The organism is Flavobacterium sp. DSR3-2 (assembly GCF_049896525.1).
GTDB lineage: Bacteria > Bacteroidota > Bacteroidia > Flavobacteriales > Flavobacteriaceae > Flavobacterium.
Genome location: NZ_JAFCUM010000014.1, coordinates 1 through 16,866, shown reverse-complemented (window position 1 = coordinate 16,866; position 16,866 = coordinate 1). Strand labels below are relative to the sequence as shown.

The following is a 16,866-nucleotide window of genomic DNA, read 5'->3' as shown; positions in this document are numbered from 1 at the left end:
GTATATTAATTTTAAAGTAATACACTTCCTACCATTACAAGTTATTAACATTTTTATTGAAAATTTATTGTCAACGTCAAGGTACTTTTGACACAATTATTTTTATTTAATTACAGCTATCAGTAAAATAATAATAAAAAAATATTTAAAATAATCAAAAATAGATATTGCGATAAACGACTGTATTGCATTAATTTAAAACAAAAAAAGCTTAGTTTATATTTAAATTTTCTGCAATAGGAACTTTAAATAATAATTTGTCAATATTTTTGGACTAATATTTGCGTTAAGAGTTGGTAGATAAATAAGACAATAATTATTCAACAAAATAGTTTTAATCAAAAGTCCCATTTCAATAAATACTAATTAATATTAAAAAAAACAAATTATGAAAAAAATAATTCTAGCAGCAGTAGTTTTACTCGCAGCATCAGTAGACATGCAAGCACAATTGGTTAAATTTGGATTAAAAGGTGGTATAAACTACGCCAATCAATCAGGAAGTAACATCACCGTAAATAGTGACAATTATAATACTGACGCTATTACCAGTTACCATGCAGGTTTGGTAGCTGAACTTAAACTAACCGATGGCTTTTCTATACAACCCGAGTTACTGTACTCTACGCAGGGAGCAACTTATAAAAATGCATTTGAAGAATTCAAAAACGAATTAGGTTATTTATCCATTCCTGTTTTAGCCAAAATACATTTTAACAAGACCGTCAGTTTAGATCTTGGACCACAGGCTTCCTTTTTGTTGAGTGAAAGAAATGAATTTGATGTAAAAAATGCTGAAACATTTGAATTTGGCGTAGCCGGAGGTTTAACTTTAAATGTAACAAAAAACATTTTTCTTCAAGGTCGCTACGTTTTAGGACTAACAGAAGCTTCAAAAGAGGCAGAAGTAAAAAACTCAGTGCTTCAGATTTCAGCGGGATTTACATTCTAGAAATAATAAAATTAAATTTATTAAAACCGTTCTATAAATTGGAACGGTTTTTTTATTTTTACCAAAACAGGAATTATGAAATGAGCATATCGGAGATGTAATGAAAACCAGATAAGTCATATGCGAATTCCATATTCAAATAAAAAACAAATATTAACTACGTATGAAAATCAGCATCATCAACGGACCAAACCTTAATCTTCTTGGCAAACGTGAACCAGAAGTTTACGGAAGTCAAACTTTTGAAGAATATTTCACCACCTTACAAATAAAATTTCCTTCAGTAGAATTCACTTATTTTCAAAGTAATATTGAAGGCGAGTTAATTGATAAAATTCAGGAATTTGGTTTTTCATTCGATGGCATTATCTTGAATGCCGGAGCATACACGCACACTTCTATCGGAATCGGCGACGCTGTCAAGGCCATTATTACGCCTGTTATTGAAGTCCATATTTCGAACACATTTTCCCGTGAAAGTTTTAGACATCAATCCTACATTTCAGGAAATGCCAAAGGTGTTATTTTGGGTTTTGGTTTAAAAAGTTACGAGTTAGCAGTACAGTCTTTTTTATAGTTTTAAATTATAATTACCTCCTAAATAAATCTTTAACAAATAATTAATACGCTATTTTTAAACTTCTATTATTTTTGTGAAAGAAAAAACTTTCATGAAAAAACATTACTTACTACTGCTTTTCTTAGTTTCATTTGTTAGCAATGCACAAATAAAAGGAACTGTCACGGACGAAAAAGGAAACCCATTACCTTTTGTCACTATTTTTCAGGAAGACACTTACAATGGGACCACTTCAAATGAACGAGGAAACTATGAATTTAATTTAAAGAAAAAAGAAAAACAAACGGTTGTCTTTCAATTTTTAGGTTTTAAAACCCAAAAAATAATAATACAAACTGATAAATTGCCTTATTCATTAAATATAAAAATGGAGGAAGAAAATTTTTCACTGAATGAAGTGATTATCAATAAGAAAAACAATCCCGCTTTGGCGATTATAAAAAATGCTATTGCCAGCAGAAAAGTAAACACTTTAAAAACCAACCGATTCAACGCTGACTTTTATTCCAGAGGTATTTTTAAATTAAAAAATGCCCCGAAAAAAATATTAGGCCAAAAAATTGGTGACTTTGATGGCGCTTTAGATTCTACCGGAACCGGCATTATTTCCTTATCGGAAACCTTTTCGAAAATAGCTTTTGAAAAACCCAACAACTTAAAAGAAGTTGTTACTGCCTCAAAAGTAAGTGGCAGAGATAATGGTTACAGCTACAATACTGCCAGATCTTCATTCTACGACTTTTATGACAATACCATAGATTTTGGTGTCCAAATGATTTCTCCGATAGCAAACAACGCTTTCAATTACTATAATTACAAGTTAGAAAGCACGTTTTTTGATGAGAATAAAAATATGATCAACAAAATAAAAGTGATAGCAAAGCGTGACAGCGAGCCCGTTTTTGAAGGATACATTTATATAGTGGAAGATTCCTGGGCGGTTTACGCAGTTGATCTGGATATAAAAGGCTACAGAATGAAAGAGGAATTTGTCGATGTGATGACCTTAAAACAAAATTTCAGTTACAATAACAGCAATAAAATTTGGGCAAAAAACACACAAAGTCTCGAAATCACAGCAGGCGCTTTTGGGATAAAATTTACCGGAAAATACAATTACGTATATAGCAATTATGAATTTATAGATGCATTTGCTTCCAAAACATTTACAAATGAAATTACGCGCATCGAAATAAATGCCAATAAAAAAGACAGCTTGTTCTGGAATTCTAACAGACCCATTCCGTTAACAATTGAAGAAAGCACCGATTATGTTAGAAAAGATAGCATTTACACGGTTCGAAATTCAGAAAAATACTTGGATTCAATAGATGCAAAAGAAAATAAATTTAAATTATTAAAGGTATTGACCGGTTATACGTATAAGAATAGTACTGAAAAACACAGCTTTAGTTACGAAGGATTATTGAACCTTGGTTCACTTAGTTTTAATACCGTACAAGGATATAATTTTGATTCTGGGTTTCGATACACTAATTGGAAAAATCAGGAAAACAAAGGAATATACACTTCCATCAGTACAAAACTCAATTATGGTTTCGCTGAAGATCGTTTGCGTGTCACCGGACAATTTATCCACCGGTTCAACAATCAAAATTTTGCCACTTTATATATGACTGGAGGTAGTTCCGTAAAGCAATTTAATCCGAATGAGCCTATCAGTAAAACTATAAACACGATTAGTTCATTAATTTTTAAGAACAATTTTATGAAGTTGTATAATCTGGAATCGGTGGCAATTGGCTACAGCCAGGATATTGCAAATGGAGTGAACCTAAATGGAAAGTTAGAGTATCAGCAACGCAAACCATTATTCAATAATACTGATTTTTCGTTGTTCAACAAGAAAGATTTATACACTTCGAATAATCCTTTGGCACCTAATGATTTCACAACTCCAGCTTTTGAAAAACACCATTTGACAAAAGTAAATTTGATTGCAAAAATCAATTTTGGAAACAAGTATTCTTCCCGTCCCGATGGGAAATTTAACATCCGAAATGAAAAATTTCCAACTCTATATTTAGGCTATGAAAAAGCAATTGCAGCCAACGAAAAGAAATATGAGTTCGACCATTTCAACACCAGACTAACGTATGATTTGACATTAGGAAATAAAGGAGTTGTAGGGTTGAATCTAAAAGCGGGAAAGTTTTTGAATGCGGACAATATTGCTTTTATAGACTTCAAGCATTTCAATGGAAACCAAACCCATATCGGACAATCAGCGCGTTATTTGAATGTATTTAACTTGCTCCCATATTATTCTAACAGTACGAATGACAGCTATTTTGAAGCGCATATTGAATACAATGACAAAGGCTATATCATGAATAAAATACCATTGTTGAACAAACTAAAATCAACTTTGATACTGGGTGCTCATGCACTTTCTACACCCAATAACAAACCTTATACTGAAATGACAGTTGGGCTGGACAATTTAGGTTTTGGTAAATTTAAAATGCTTCGTGTAGATTATGTTCGTTCGTACCAAAATGGTTTTCAAGGTGACGGAGTTGTTTTTGGGCTTAAGTTTTTGAACATATTGGAGTAAAAAAATAATTTTAATGATTGAGTCCTATTGTCAGTTCGAGCGAAATCGAGAACCATTATTGCATCTTGACTGCGTTTGATGTAACAAAATCCCAACAAATTAAGAAAGGCACCAGAAAATAGTTTCGGTGCCTTTTTTTATTTTATTTGATTAATAACTAATCATTTGGTTCCACATGAATCAACACATGTCCCAGTTCCGGAATTTCTTCCTGCAAAGTGTCTTTTAGTTTATGTGCCAGATCGTGTCCTTCTTTCACAGTAATATTTGAATCAACTGTCGCATGTAAATCCACATGATATTGCATACCAGCTTTTCGAATAAAACATTTCTCGGTATCAATAATTCCGTCCACTTGAATTGAAACCATTCGGATTTGTTCTATCAAATCATCGTATAAATGTTCATCCATTATTTCGCCCAAAGCGGGTCTAAAAATAAGGTAACTGTTATAAAGTATGAATCCTGAAGCAAAAAGTGCCGCCCAATCATCAGCAGATTCATAACCATTTCCTAAAATCAAAGCAATAGAAATCCCAAGAAACGCCGCCACAGAAGTTATTGCATCACTGCGATGGTGCCAAGCATCAGCTCTTAGTGACGAACTATTGGTTTCAATACTGCGTTTCATCACTATTCGAAAAGAATATTCTTTCCAAACAATGATTGCCCCAAGAACTAATAATGTCCACGGTTTTGGCAATTGATGTGGCGTTCCAATATTGATAATACTTTCATAAGCAATAATAGTTGCCGAAGTAATCAAAAAACCTACAACCAAAAAAGTAATCAATGGTTCTGCCCTGCCGTGTCCGTAAGGATGGTTTTTATCCGCTGGTCTGTTGGAATATTTGATTCCGAACAGGACTAAAAATGAAGAAAAAATATCAGTAGTTGATTCAATTGCGTCTGCAATTAATGCATACGAATTTCCAAAAAAACCTGCCAGACCTTTTATAATGGCCAAAGATGTATTTCCAATTATACTAAAATAAGTCGCTTTTATCGCTGTTTGTTCGCTTGACATGTATTTTATTTATAGATGAATGGAAACTAAAATCGTTTAAGTAAACTGAATTGAATTTTAGATTTAAATCCTTTCTAGCTTACTTAAACGATATTTTTTTATGATTTATGTTATTTATGCTCTAACAATATTAGCACCAATGGCTCTCAATCGTTCATCAATACGCTCGTACCCTCTATCGATTTGTTCAATGTTTTGAATAGTACTGGTTCCTTTTGCGGAAAGCGCTGCAATCAATAATGAGATTCCCGCACGAATATCTGGTGATGACATTGTGGTTGCTTTAAGTTGAGATTTAAAATCGTGCCCCATAACAACAGCACGGTGCGGATCACACAACATAATTTTTGCTCCCATATCAATCAGTTTATCAACAAAAAACAATCTGCTTTCAAACATTTTTTGGTGAATTAAAACATCACCTCTTGCTTGAGTGGCAACTACTAAGACGATGCTTAACAAATCTGGGGTAAATCCGGGCCAGGGCGCATCAGCAATTGTCAAAATAGAACCGTCAATATCTGTTTTCACTTCATACCCATCTACGTGAGCAGGAATGTAAATATCATCTCCACGACGTTCCAATGTAATCCCAAGTTTTCGAAACGTATTAGGGATTACTCCAAGATTATCCCAACTTACATCCTTTATCGTAATTTCCGATTTTGTCATTGCAGCCAGACCAATCCAGCTCCCAATTTCAATCATATCCGGAAGAATTCTGTGCTCGCAACCGCCTAAACTTTCAACCCCTGTAATGGTCAATAAGTTAGATCCAACACCGGAAATTTTAGCTCCCATGCAATTTAGCATCTTGCACAATTGTTGCAAGTAAGGCTCGCAAGCAGCATTATAAACGGTTGTTTTTCCTTTGGCCAAAACTGCAGCCATAACAATATTAGCGGTTCCGGTTACAGATGCTTCGTCTAATAACATATCGGCACCTTTTAATCCTTTTGGTGCTTCAACTCCATAAAAATGATCTTCTCTATTGTAACGGAATTTGGCACCAAGATTCATGAATCCTTCAAAGTGAGTATCCAATCTTCTGCGACCTATTTTATCACCGCCTGGTTTCGGGATATATCCTTTTCCAAATCGTGCCAAAAGTGGTCCAACAATCATAATAGAACCTCTTAGAGACCCACCTTCTTTCTTGAATGCCTCGGTTTCCAGATAGTTTATGTTCACTTCATCCGCTTGAAAAGTATACGATCCTGATCCTGTTTTTTGGATTTTAACACCTAAATTTCCTAAAAGTGTAATTAGTTTGTTGATATCTATAATATCGGGAATATTATTGATAATCACTTTTTCCGGTGTTAAAAGAACGGCACATAAAATTTGTAGCGCTTCATTTTTAGCTCCTTGTGGCGTGATTTCTCCTTTAAGACTAATGCCTCCTTCTATTTTGAAAATTCCCATTTTTTACAATTATGAGTTATAAATTATTTAGATATGAGTTAAAAAGTTACGAGTAAAAAGTTATTTCTTAAAAAATTAATAACCTAAATACTCTTAATTTATAACTGATTTACAAAGGTTTTCTGTTTTGATTTTTGTGAACTGGATTTGGTTTTCCAGTTTTCGTATTCTTGTTACTAAGAATTTTTGGCTGGCCAACCGGTAAGATTTTATTCGAAACCCGTTTGTTGGTTCGCAATAAATCGGTGGTATTTAATAATTCCTCTGTACTTTGAATCAAATTCAATTTGCCATCGGAAAGTTCATATAAATGTTCGAAAATTACATCATCTTTCACAGTGTCTTTATTCCAACTTAAATATGATTTTTTCATGTGATTGGCAATCACTTTCACTAGAGCACTTTTCATCTCGCCATCTTCCCATTTATTGGCCACATCAATCATATATTTGATATTGTTGCCGTAAAATCTGTATTTTGGAAAATTCTGTGGGTATTTTAAAACATCGGGTTTCAATTGCAACACTTCACGCGATGGAATTGGATAAGGTGAATCAGCCACTAATTTAAAATCAGACATAATAAAAATCTGATCCCACAATTTATGCTGAAAATCAGGAACATCACGCAAATGTGGATTCAAACTTCCCATCACCTGAATAATGTATTTTGCCGCTTTGTTGCGTTCTACATCATCTTCAATTTTAGTCGCTTGATCAATCAATTTCTGCAAATGACGGCCGTACTCCGGAATAATCAAATGCGATCTCTCGGCATTGTATTCCAAATGATGCACGACATCGTTCGAGTTTTCTTTAATATATTTTGAATTCATATTCGAATGTATCTATTTTGATTCCTATGCTTTTTTTCGAAAATTAAATCCATTCGAAGGCAGCAAATCAAAAATTTTATGTTGTAATTAAAGGGAAATAATACCGTCTATTGTAGAAACTTCTAGGTATTTATCTACTATTTCTTGCGAATTTTTCATAGTAACATCAACCGATATGCTAGTGAATTTTCCTGTTTTGGATTTTGTAGTTTTAATAACTGCGCCCATACAATCAAATGCCAATTCCACTCGTTCAATGTTATCATTTTCTGTTGGTACAATAAATTTAAATAAGTACTCTGCTGGCCATGTATTGCTCATATCCAACTCCACTTTTAATCTATCATAAAATTCTTCAGTCTTCTTATCCATTTTTTATTTAAAAATAAAGGCAAATATACGGTTTCAAACGTAAATTATGAATTTTGAATTATGATTTTTTGTCTAATCGCATTTTAACCGCAATGATTTTTTCAAATCCCAATTAGTTTAAGTAAATTTGCGCCTTATTTTTTAAAAGTGCAAAAAGAAATTATAGTTATCATTGGCGGTCCAGGAACAGGTAAAACCACTATTATCGACGGATTGGTCGCTAAAGGACATTGTTGTTATCCCGAAATTTCCCGCGAGGTAACTTTGGAAGCAAAAAAGCAAGGAATCGAGCAATTGTTCCTTGAAAAACCATTGTTATTCAGCGAATTACTTCTTGAAGGAAGAAAAAAACAGTTTCAAAATGCTGTAAAAGAGTCTCATGAAGTGGTATTTATCGACAGAGGAATTCCGGATGTTTTGGCCTATATGCATTATATTGGCGATAGTTATCCTGCTACTTTTGATGCCGCTTGCCGCGAACATACCTATTCAAAAATCTTCATTCTTCCGCCTTGGGAGGAAATTTACATCAGCGATGACGAACGTTACGAAAACTTCGAACAAGCGAAACTTATTTATAATCACCTTACTGAAACTTACCAGAATTACGGTTACGAACTCATAGAAGTTCCAAAAGACACGATGGATAAAAGAATTCTTTTTATCTTAGATGAAATTTCTAAATAGTCTGCAGGTTTAGGATTTATGCTTTGGACTGTTTTTCAATGAAATGAAATCTATACTCTATGCAAGAAGCAGTAGCTATTCTTCAAAAATATTGGAAACACGACAAATTCAGGTCGCTACAATACGAAATCATCGACTCTGTTTTAAGCGGTCATGATACTTTTGCATTGATGCCAACCGGCGGTGGAAAATCAGTTTGTTTTCAGATTCCGGCTATAATGAATGAAGGCATTTGCTTAGTCATTTCGCCTTTGGTAGCACTGATGAAAGATCAAGTAGCCAATTTGCAAAAGCGAAACATCAAAGCCATAGCATTGACAGGCGGGATACGATCCGAGGAAATGATTGATTTACTGGACAATTGCCAATTCGGAAATTATAAATTCCTTTATTTATCACCGGAACGTCTACAATCCGACTGGATTTTGGAACGAATAATAAATCTTCCCATCAATTTAATCACCATAGATGAAGCGCATTGCGTCTCACAATGGGGACATGATTTCCGGCCAGCTTATTTAAAAATTTCGGAACTAAAAAAGCATTTTCCAAAAGTGCCCTTTTTAGCATTGACTGCCACTGCTACGCCAAGGGTCAAAGAAGATATTATCATTGAGTTGGGATTACATAAACCACAGATTTTCGAGAAATCATTTGCCAGGGAAAATATTGCTTACATGATTTTTGAGGTCGAGGATAAACTGTTCCGAATAGAGCAAATTTTGAAAAAAAATCCACAACCGTCTATAATATATGTGCGAAACAGAAAATCGTGTCTGGATATTTCCTCGCAATTGAATTCATTAGGATTTAAAGCTACGTATTATCACGGCGGACTTTCGTCCAAAGAGAAAGACAGAAACATGCAATCCTGGATGAACGAAGAAGTGCAGGTAATTGTGGCTACCAATGCCTTTGGAATGGGAATTGACAAAGCCAATGTAAAAACGGTAATCCACATTCAGCTTCCGGAAAATATGGAAAATTATTATCAGGAAGCGGGACGTGCGGGACGAAATGGAGAAAGAGCCTTTGCTGTTTTATTGACCAGTCCTTCCGATAGTATTCAGGCTCAAAGCCAATTTATCAACATTCTTCCCGATAAAAAGTTCTTGAAGTTAATGTATGTCAAGCTCTGCAACTATTTTCAAATTGCTTACGGAGAGGGGATCAACGAACAGTTTACCTTTAATTTGCATCATTTTTGTTTAAAATACGAATTCCCAACACTTAAAACATACAATGCAATGCAATTTCTGGACCGACAAGGAATTATTAGCCTGTCCCAAGAATTTTCAGAAAAAATCACGTTGCAGTTTCTGATTCCTTCCAAGGAGGTAATTCGGTACATGAGTTTAAATCCGAACGACGAGGAAATTATTTTGGCAATATTGAGAACATATCCCGGAATTTACGAAATGCAAACCACTTTCAATTTACAATTGATTGCTAAAAAATCAAATCATAAGGAAACTGAAATTCAGGCTGTTTTACATAAATTGAAAGAAAAAGAAATTATAGAATATCATTCGAAAAACAATGATGCCACATTAATTTTTAATGAAGTCCGCGAAGATGACAAAACTATCAATCGGGTCTCAAAATATTTAGAGCATCAAAATCAGTTAAAAAAAGAGCAGCTTCAATCTGTTATTCAGTACATCAGTGAGAAAAAAGTATGCAAGAACAAGTTGATTCTAAATTATTTTGGCGAAAAAACAACTGTTGATTGTGGCATTTGCTCGTTTTGCATTACAAAGAATATAAAGAAAAAAGATGTCACGCTGCTTTCACGAGAAATAATTGCTTTACTGCAAGCCGAAGATTTAAATTCGAGAGACATTCAAAACAAAACTAAAAATAGTCCGGACGAAGTTATCGGTGTACTTAAGGATTTATTAGAAAACAACACGATTTTGGTCAAACCAAATAACAAATATACTTTAAGATCATAATGGAAAAATTACGAATTGTTTTTATGGGAACTCCCGAATTTGCAGTGGGGATTTTAGATACCATAATCAAGAATAACTATGATGTTGTAGGCGTTATTACCGCTGCAGACAAACCAGCAGGCCGTGGACAAAAATTAAAATATTCAGCAGTAAAAGAATACGCGCTGCATCACAACCTACCTTTATTGCAGCCTTTAAACCTAAAAGACGAGGCCTTTTTAGCTGAATTGAAAACATTGAATGCTAATTTACAAATTGTAGTTGCCTTTAGAATGTTGCCAAAAGTTGTTTGGGAAATGCCCTCTGAAGGAACTTTTAATCTTCACGCTTCACTCCTACCGAATTATCGCGGCGCCGCACCCATAAATTGGGCAATTATAAATGGGGAAACTAAAACGGGTGTCACCACTTTTTTTATCGATGATAAAATTGATACTGGGGCGATGATCTTAAGTTCGGAAATCCCAATAGATGAAAATGAAAATGCGGGAAACTTGCACGACCGATTAATAGAATTAGGCAGCAAGACTGTTATTGACACTTTAAAAATGATTGAAAAAGGAAATGTATCTACAGTTATTCAAAAAGATACTGCCGATATAAAAACAGCTTACAAACTCAACAAAGAGAATTGCAAAATAGATTGGACAAAATCAGCTCAGGAGATAAACAATCTGATTCGAGGCTTGAGTCCGTATCCCGCGGCTTGGTGCTTCTTTGGAGACAAGAATGAGGAATGGAATGTAAAAATATACGATGCTACTATAATTTCTGAGGAGCATAATTATGCTGTTGGGAGTTTGATTTGTAGCAAAAAAGAAATGAAAATTGCGGTAAAAAACGGATTTATCCAAATACGTAATTTACAGTTTCCGGGCAAAAAGAAAATGAATACAACAGAATTATTGAATGGAATTGCTTTTTCAGCCGATGCAAAAGCCTATTAACACCAATAAAAACGGGTGTTTATACACTTTAATCAGAAATTATCATTGATTTATCAACAAAAAAAATAAGTTATCAACAAAATAAACTAAATTAACATAAAACGCTTGCAAGGAACGTATTTCCTACTAAATTTGTGTATTAACAATTTTTTTTAACCAACAATTAATAACTATTCATTATGAACAAATCAGAATTAATCGATGCTATCGCTGCTGATGCAGGAATCACAAAAGCTGCTGCAAAATTAGCTTTAGAGTCATTTTTAGGAAACGTAGGAGGTACTTTGAAAAAAGGTGGAAGAGTATCTTTAGTAGGTTTCGGATCATGGTCTGTTTCTGCTAGAGCTGCTAGAGACGGTAGAAATCCTCAAACAGGAAAAACTATCCAAATCGCTGCGAAAAATGTAGTGAAATTTAAGGCAGGTGCAGAATTAGAAGGTGCGGTAAACTAATTTTTGTCTCCCTTATATAATCAAAACCTTCCATCTGGAAGGTTTTTTTATACGTTTCAACGATTTTATTTGGCACTCTTATAATAAAAAACCTAAATTTAATAAAAAATCCAATCCAATGATTACAGACAAATTAAAAAAAGGATATTTGCTTATCGCAGAGCCTACGATAATTGGGGATTTATCATTCAATAGATCAGTAATTTTATTAGCTGACTATAACGAAGAAGGATCCGTTGGTTTTATTATTAATAAACCATTGAAGTACACCATCCACGATTTGATTCCGGATGTTGACGCACGATTTAAGATTTATAACGGTGGCCCGGTGGAACAAGACAACCTATATTTTATACATAACATTCCAGAACTAATTCCTAACAGTATTGAAATATCGAATGGAATTTATTGGGGTGGCGATTTTGAATCGACAAAAGAACTCATAAATAAAGGAGAAATAAGCAAAGACAATATCCGATTCTTTTTAGGATATACTGGTTGGGATGAAAAACAATTAGAATCAGAGATGGAAAACAATTCCTGGATTATCACTTCCAATAGCTATGAGAACAAGATAATTGGAAAATCAGCGACTCATTTCTGGAAAGAACAAATCATGGAATTAGGTGGGGAATACCTCATCTGGTCAAACGCTCCAGAAAATCCATACTTAAATTAGGTACTACTTATCATTTCGTTAAGTTTCTCTAACAGTTGAAGAGATATTTTCGTGGTGAAAGTTTTTTTACGATATTGTGTTATTGGTTGTATTCCTTTTATAACATTAGTTAAAAATAATTCATCTGCTTTTTGAAGATCAAATGGAGAGATTACCTCTTCTACAACGTCTAAATTTTCTATCTTCTTTGCTAAACTTAGGATCTGCTTTCTCATAATCCCATTTAAGCAGCCTTCAGAAACCGGTGGCGTAATCAATTTATTACCCCTCAACATAAAGATATTTCCTTGAAGTGCTTCAATTATATTCTTACTGTCATTAAGCAATAAACAATTATCTAACCCATTTTCATTTGCAAAGATACTTCCCGTTATATTGATAATTTTATTAGTCGTTTTGATAGACGACAGCAATTGTTTTGTGATGTAAAAATCTTTGTATAAATCTACTTCATATTCCTTTTTTTCGATTGAATATAGCTTGTTTTCAAGTGCTACAGCGTAAATTAAAAAAGAAATCGTATTATTTTGTGGTAAATAATATCCTCCATCGTTTCTATACACTGTAATTCTGGCACGAGAAGAGGACGTCAGTCCATTTTTATTAACTAAAATAAGGATTTGTTCTTCCAGAAACTCCATTGTAAAATTCATGGGGATTTCCATTCGAACAACTCGCATGGAAGACATGAGTCTAAAATAATGATCCTCCAGAAAAAGAATTTTATTGTTTATTATTTTAACTGTTTCAAAAACTCCGTCGCCATATAGAAAAGCACGGTTGTGTGTCAAAATATTGGCATCCTCAGACACAATGGTTCCATTAAAATTAATCATAAAAAAAGCCCTAAATTTTATTCAGGGCAAATATAAGTTATAAAAAATGATTTTTTACACAGAACCTATTAGATGTTTCAAATCAGAAATTTGATTTTCCCACAACAATGTTGCTTCATCGACTTCATCTTTAAGAGCAAAATCAACTACCATTAAAGAAACGTCTTTCGTGAGTTCATCTACTAGGATATGCAGTTCAAAAAAGTACTCGGTATCTTTACTATTTTCATCTACCCACTTAAATTTCACTTTTTCACCTGTTTTTTTTGAGGCTAGTCTTGCTTTTTCTTCGGAGTCATTCCAAATAAAAGTAAAAAATTCACCACGAGAATTCACATTATCGGCAAACCACTCAGACAAACCGGATGGAGTCGATATGTATTGATACAACAACTGAGGCGAGGAATTTATGGGGAACTCGATTTCATAACGTACTTTTTGATCCATGAGCTACATTTAATTTTTCGGAAATATATAGAATATAACTACATAAAAAAAGTGTTTTGAAAAATATTTTTTTTTATTAAAAATATGCTTGCAAGCTCTAATATTATTTTTATATTTGCACCCGCATTCAGGGCTGGCTTACCACCCTAATAATGGCGAGATAGCTCAGTTGGTTAGAGCGCAGGATTCATAACCCTGAGGTCCCGAGTTCAAATCTCGGTCTCGCTACCAAAACAAAAGCCCTAACATCAATATGTTAGGGCTTTTTTATTGTAATTATTTTTCTAAATCAACGACTTTAAACTTCTCAAGTGAGGAACTAAAGTGAGGACTCAAGTGAGGAATTTATAAATCGAGATACAAATTTTAATAAACATCAAACAGAAAAGGTATAAATGAATTGTAGTTTTTCATTTATACCTTTTTGCATTTTAGCCAAAAATTTTAATTTTCAAAGCCCCTTTTTCAATTGCTGTTAAGACTGTCGGATCTAAATAATATTCCTTTAGGACACCATCTGTTGAATGAGAAGATAGAATTTTTGTATCCTTGTTCATAACTTGATTTACCCACGTAAGATAAGTCTTTCTTAAACTCTTCAAACTAATATCTTTCTCCATCCCTGAACCCTTTCGATAATGAGTAAAAGCTTTTGAAAGACAATCCATTATCGTAATCGATTTAACTACTCTGTCAGGACACAATATATAATTATCAGAATCCTTATTTTTATCATATCCCATTTCTAGCAGCAAATTATATAGATCATCATTAATCGGGATGTGCTTGTAAATGTACATTTTGTTTGTTATGAGTTCCACTTTCATATTTCTTACCCTAAAAAACTTGACTCCGGTTGGAGCTATAAAAATATTACTCCATCTCAAATCAACAACTTCCTCTCTCCTGCCCCCTGTTAGTAAAAATAGTCGGAACCCATCTTTCAGATACGGTTTAAACATGTTTTTACGCTCTCCTTTCCCTCCTAAAGTAATTAAAGGATCATATATATCAATGGCTTCAAGAATTTTCAAAAACTCATCTTTATTTACAGTTTCGATATTAGGTTTTAAAACTTGTTTTGTTATATAATTCCGGAAAGGATTTCTCATATCAATTTCTTCTATATCGATTAAAAATGCAAAAAAACATTTTACACTAGACATACACTTGTTTAATGTTTTGTCCTCAAACTTTTTGTCGGCCCACAGATAAAAATTAGAAACATCCTCCCTTTTTATATCCTTAATTCTAGATGTTCTAATATCTTTAGTTTTTTTCAAATTTTCGAAAAAATAACGGCAATAACGAATTAACTCGGCCTTATAACCTTCACTAATACTCTTCTTTAAATGGGCGTAATTGCTTTCTCCGTTAAGATATTGGTTATATCGAATAGCAGCATCAATTATCGAGTAATCATTTCCTTCTTCGGATAAATTTTTAATAATCGAAAAATTATTTGCGATTAATTCTTTTTCAAATTCGATGGCTTCAATTACAGCATTATAATAATCAGTAGCTTCCATTTTTTTAGTTTTAACTGAATTTTTAGAACCTGGCACATGAATTCTGACCCTATAAATCTGATTTTCATAATGTTTACATGTAGAATTATCTATATTACATTTTTTACAAAATACCTTTAATCCCTTATGAGGATTTTTTGGAAGCTTTAACTTACTCATGATAATAATTTTTGATACAACCGTTGATCACTATGACTTCTCCTTTTTACTTTAGTAGTTGGTTGATAATTAATCTCAATATTTAATTTCAACATTATCATATTAAATAGCGCATCCTCTTTTATTGTTTTTCGATAATAACTTTCCCACTGCATCAGATACTCTTTTCTAAAATTTCTAACCTGTGGCAAGGTAATCGCACATTCAAAATCAACTTTATAAACATAGTTTAACTTAGCTAATTTGTAAATTATAATGTTATTACTACGCAACCATCGTTTAATGCTCTCCATATCTTTTAAATGAATTAATTTACCAACCTCTTTTAATGATAGAATTGTTGGGCAATTCATTTGTTTCTCTAAATTTATATTTATCATATTTTATTATTATATCGACTTATATCATTATCGAAACAAAAAGTTTTAAACCAAATGAAAAAAAATTAAAATTTCTCAAAAAACAGTAATTAACTTTCCCAATAAAATGCATTTTTAACTGGTTAGTTCATCGCAAGCCGTCTTTACTATGCAAAACTAAAAGCAGCGACGCTGAACCTCTTGTCCCGTACTTTTCTTATATTTTGTCGAATCTTGAGCTAAGATATACCGCAAAACTCATTGACACCAGCGTAATCTTCACCTTTCCAACTTACTTTTGAAATATCACAATTGCGTAAAGCGACAACAAGGTCAAGTGTTTTCGAAATTTCTTTGGCCACTAGACGAATTTTCAAAACCATTTCGTAAAATATGAGTCTATATTTTAAACTTTATTTTAAAAAAATAATATAATATTAGAAATAGAAAATTGAAATATTAAATGGAAAAAGAGGAAATAATTAAAATTTGCGAACAATTTGAAATTGCGGATTATACAATAAATGATGATGGAACGATTGATGTAGTAGGCGATGTAAATCTTAAATGCTTAGGGTTGGAGAAAATACCATTAAAATTTAATAAGGTTAACGGAAATTTTAATTGCAGATCGAACTATTTAACTTCTTTGGAAAATTGCCCAATGTATGTTGGTGGAGATTTTAACTCTGAAGAAAACATTTTAATAACTTTAAAAGGCTGTCCGACAATTGTTATGAATAATTTTATTTGTGAAAATAACAAATTAAAATCGCTAAAATATAGCCCAATTTATGTGGGAGATTCCTTTTATTGTAGTCAAAACTCACTCACAACTTTACTACATAGTCCAAAAATTTTATTTGGTGAATTTAGTGCCAACGTGAACAAATTAGTATTATTATCAGGATGTCCAGAAATAATTATTTATGCTGACCCCAAAAATTCGGACAATATATCCCGACTAATTTAGATAGGAATAAAAACCTTAAATTAGCACTAATATGTCAAGAACAAGAAGAACCTTCGGAAAAGACTTCAAAGCCA

At 33.0% G+C, this 16,866-nt stretch carries 17 protein-coding genes and 1 tRNA gene; 10 read left to right on the top strand and 8 right to left on the bottom strand.

The genetic code is table 11. The features are described 5' to 3' along the window. Positions 1 to 388: 388 nt before the first annotated feature. The 3 genes from ACP7AV_RS14705 to ACP7AV_RS14695 all read left to right on the top strand — a co-directional run bounded on the left by ACP7AV_RS14705 (position 389) and on the right by ACP7AV_RS14695 (position 4,110). Positions 389 to 952 (top strand): porin family protein, encoded by a 564-nt coding sequence (locus ACP7AV_RS14705; protein WP_426063523.1) that lies wholly within the window; start codon positions 389 to 391, stop codon positions 950 to 952. Between the two features lie 163 nt (positions 953 to 1,115). Next, positions 1,116 to 1,529, top strand: coding sequence for a type II 3-dehydroquinate dehydratase (gene aroQ, locus ACP7AV_RS14700; protein ID WP_426092592.1), 414 nt, complete (start codon positions 1,116 to 1,118; stop codon positions 1,527 to 1,529). A gap of 94 nt (positions 1,530 to 1,623) precedes the next feature. Continuing rightward, positions 1,624 to 4,110 (top strand): DUF5686 and carboxypeptidase regulatory-like domain-containing protein, encoded by a 2,487-nt coding sequence (locus tag ACP7AV_RS14695; protein WP_426092591.1) that lies wholly within the window; start codon positions 1,624 to 1,626, stop codon positions 4,108 to 4,110. A 157-nt stretch (positions 4,111 to 4,267) separates the two neighbouring features. On the opposite strand, the gene ACP7AV_RS14690 is transcribed toward ACP7AV_RS14695, so the two are convergent. The 4 genes from ACP7AV_RS14690 to ACP7AV_RS14675 all read right to left on the bottom strand — a co-directional run bounded on the left by ACP7AV_RS14690 (position 4,268) and on the right by ACP7AV_RS14675 (position 7,769). Continuing rightward, a complete protein-coding gene (locus tag ACP7AV_RS14690) occupies positions 4,268 to 5,137 on the bottom strand; it encodes a cation diffusion facilitator family transporter (RefSeq protein WP_426063520.1) in 870 nt (289 codons plus the stop codon). A gap of 114 nt (positions 5,138 to 5,251) precedes the next feature. Further along, positions 5,252 to 6,562, bottom strand: a complete 1,311-nt coding sequence (murA, locus tag ACP7AV_RS14685; RefSeq protein WP_426092590.1) for a UDP-N-acetylglucosamine 1-carboxyvinyltransferase — start codon at positions 6,560 to 6,562, stop codon at positions 5,252 to 5,254. A gap of 109 nt (positions 6,563 to 6,671) precedes the next feature. Beyond that, positions 6,672 to 7,397, bottom strand: coding sequence for a DUF4290 domain-containing protein (locus tag ACP7AV_RS14680; RefSeq protein WP_091203548.1), 726 nt, complete (start codon positions 7,395 to 7,397; stop codon positions 6,672 to 6,674). Between the two features lie 87 nt (positions 7,398 to 7,484). Further along, positions 7,485 to 7,769 carry a DUF493 family protein gene (locus ACP7AV_RS14675; RefSeq protein ID WP_426092589.1) on the bottom strand — a complete coding sequence of 95 codons (285 nt, stop codon included), beginning with the start codon at positions 7,767 to 7,769 and terminating at the stop codon, positions 7,485 to 7,487. Positions 7,770 to 7,916: 147 nt separating this feature from the next. Between ACP7AV_RS14675 and ACP7AV_RS14670 the strand changes: the two genes are divergently transcribed. The 5 genes from ACP7AV_RS14670 (at position 7,917) to ACP7AV_RS14650 (ending at position 12,489) form a co-directional block, all read left to right on the top strand. Next, positions 7,917 to 8,456 carry an AAA family ATPase gene (locus ACP7AV_RS14670; protein WP_426063516.1) on the top strand — a complete coding sequence of 180 codons (540 nt, stop codon included), beginning with the start codon at positions 7,917 to 7,919 and terminating at the stop codon, positions 8,454 to 8,456. A gap of 59 nt (positions 8,457 to 8,515) precedes the next feature. After that, a complete protein-coding gene (locus ACP7AV_RS14665) occupies positions 8,516 to 10,411 on the top strand; it encodes a RecQ family ATP-dependent DNA helicase (protein ID WP_426092588.1) in 1,896 nt (631 codons plus the stop codon). Then, positions 10,411 to 11,358: a methionyl-tRNA formyltransferase gene (fmt, locus tag ACP7AV_RS14660; RefSeq protein WP_426092587.1), complete on the top strand. Its 948-nt coding sequence runs from the start codon at positions 10,411 to 10,413 to the stop codon at positions 11,356 to 11,358. The genes ACP7AV_RS14665 and fmt overlap by 1 nt, the downstream gene beginning before the upstream one ends. Before the next feature lie 179 nt (positions 11,359 to 11,537). After that, on the top strand, positions 11,538 to 11,810 hold the full coding sequence (locus ACP7AV_RS14655; RefSeq protein WP_073017033.1) for an HU family DNA-binding protein: 273 nt from the start codon (positions 11,538 to 11,540) through the stop codon (positions 11,808 to 11,810). 118 nt (positions 11,811 to 11,928) lie between these two features. Next, positions 11,929 to 12,489: a YqgE/AlgH family protein gene (locus ACP7AV_RS14650; protein ID WP_426063513.1), complete on the top strand. Its 561-nt coding sequence runs from the start codon at positions 11,929 to 11,931 to the stop codon at positions 12,487 to 12,489. Here ACP7AV_RS14650 and ACP7AV_RS14645 read toward each other — a convergent pair. Both ACP7AV_RS14645 and ACP7AV_RS14640 read right to left on the bottom strand, forming a co-directional pair. Continuing rightward, entirely contained in the window at positions 12,486 to 13,325 is an 840-nt protein-coding gene (locus ACP7AV_RS14645) for an aminotransferase class IV (protein WP_426092586.1), read from the bottom strand. The two genes, ACP7AV_RS14650 and ACP7AV_RS14645, sit on opposite strands and share 4 nt — an antisense overlap. Positions 13,326 to 13,379: 54 nt before the next feature. Continuing rightward, complete coding sequence (locus ACP7AV_RS14640; RefSeq protein WP_091203555.1) at positions 13,380 to 13,772, bottom strand: START-like domain-containing protein; 393 nt, start codon at positions 13,770 to 13,772, stop codon at positions 13,380 to 13,382. A 154-nt stretch (positions 13,773 to 13,926) separates the two neighbouring features. On the opposite strand from ACP7AV_RS14640, the gene ACP7AV_RS14635 reads away from it, so the two are divergent. Beyond that, positions 13,927 to 14,003, top strand: a tRNA-Met gene (locus tag ACP7AV_RS14635). A gap of 200 nt (positions 14,004 to 14,203) precedes the next feature. Here the strand turns inward: ACP7AV_RS14635 and ACP7AV_RS14630 are convergent. Together ACP7AV_RS14630 and ACP7AV_RS14625 are read right to left on the bottom strand one after the other, a co-directional pair. Continuing rightward, on the bottom strand, positions 14,204 to 15,460 hold the full coding sequence (locus tag ACP7AV_RS14630; protein ID WP_426092584.1) for a tyrosine-type recombinase/integrase: 1,257 nt from the start codon (positions 15,458 to 15,460) through the stop codon (positions 14,204 to 14,206). Beyond that, positions 15,457 to 15,840 carry a hypothetical protein gene (locus ACP7AV_RS14625; RefSeq protein WP_426092583.1) on the bottom strand — a complete coding sequence of 128 codons (384 nt, stop codon included), beginning with the start codon at positions 15,838 to 15,840 and terminating at the stop codon, positions 15,457 to 15,459. Before ACP7AV_RS14625 ends, ACP7AV_RS14630 begins: the two co-directional genes overlap by 4 nt. Before the next feature lie 442 nt (positions 15,841 to 16,282). Between ACP7AV_RS14625 and ACP7AV_RS14620 the strand changes: the two genes are divergently transcribed. Then, positions 16,283 to 16,792: a hypothetical protein gene (locus ACP7AV_RS14620; RefSeq protein WP_426092582.1), complete on the top strand. Its 510-nt coding sequence runs from the start codon at positions 16,283 to 16,285 to the stop codon at positions 16,790 to 16,792. Positions 16,793 to 16,866: the final 74 nt, after the last annotated feature.

Coding starts and splice junctions, on each gene's coding strand:
- ACP7AV_RS14625 (WP_426092583.1), bottom strand. CDS start 15,840: ATGATAAATATAAATTTAGAGAAACAAATGAATTGCCCAACAATTCTA.
- aroQ (WP_426092592.1), top strand. CDS start 1,116: ATGAAAATCAGCATCATCAACGGACCAAACCTTAATCTTCTTGGCAAA.
- ACP7AV_RS14645 (WP_426092586.1), bottom strand. CDS start 13,325: ATGATTAATTTTAATGGAACCATTGTGTCTGAGGATGCCAATATTTTG.
- ACP7AV_RS14630 (WP_426092584.1), bottom strand. CDS start 15,460: ATGAGTAAGTTAAAGCTTCCAAAAAATCCTCATAAGGGATTAAAGGTA.
- ACP7AV_RS14695 (WP_426092591.1), top strand. CDS start 1,624: ATGAAAAAACATTACTTACTACTGCTTTTCTTAGTTTCATTTGTTAGC.
- ACP7AV_RS14640 (WP_091203555.1), bottom strand. CDS start 13,772: ATGGATCAAAAAGTACGTTATGAAATCGAGTTCCCCATAAATTCCTCG.
- ACP7AV_RS14690 (WP_426063520.1), bottom strand. CDS start 5,137: ATGTCAAGCGAACAAACAGCGATAAAAGCGACTTATTTTAGTATAATT.
- murA (WP_426092590.1), bottom strand. CDS start 6,562: ATGGGAATTTTCAAAATAGAAGGAGGCATTAGTCTTAAAGGAGAAATC.
- ACP7AV_RS14655 (WP_073017033.1), top strand. CDS start 11,538: ATGAACAAATCAGAATTAATCGATGCTATCGCTGCTGATGCAGGAATC.
- ACP7AV_RS14665 (WP_426092588.1), top strand. CDS start 8,516: ATGCAAGAAGCAGTAGCTATTCTTCAAAAATATTGGAAACACGACAAA.
- ACP7AV_RS14680 (WP_091203548.1), bottom strand. CDS start 7,397: ATGAATTCAAAATATATTAAAGAAAACTCGAACGATGTCGTGCATCAT.
- ACP7AV_RS14620 (WP_426092582.1), top strand. CDS start 16,283: ATGGAAAAAGAGGAAATAATTAAAATTTGCGAACAATTTGAAATTGCG.
- ACP7AV_RS14705 (WP_426063523.1), top strand. CDS start 389: ATGAAAAAAATAATTCTAGCAGCAGTAGTTTTACTCGCAGCATCAGTA.
- ACP7AV_RS14675 (WP_426092589.1), bottom strand. CDS start 7,769: ATGGATAAGAAGACTGAAGAATTTTATGATAGATTAAAAGTGGAGTTG.
- ACP7AV_RS14650 (WP_426063513.1), top strand. CDS start 11,929: ATGATTACAGACAAATTAAAAAAAGGATATTTGCTTATCGCAGAGCCT.
- fmt (WP_426092587.1), top strand. CDS start 10,411: ATGGAAAAATTACGAATTGTTTTTATGGGAACTCCCGAATTTGCAGTG.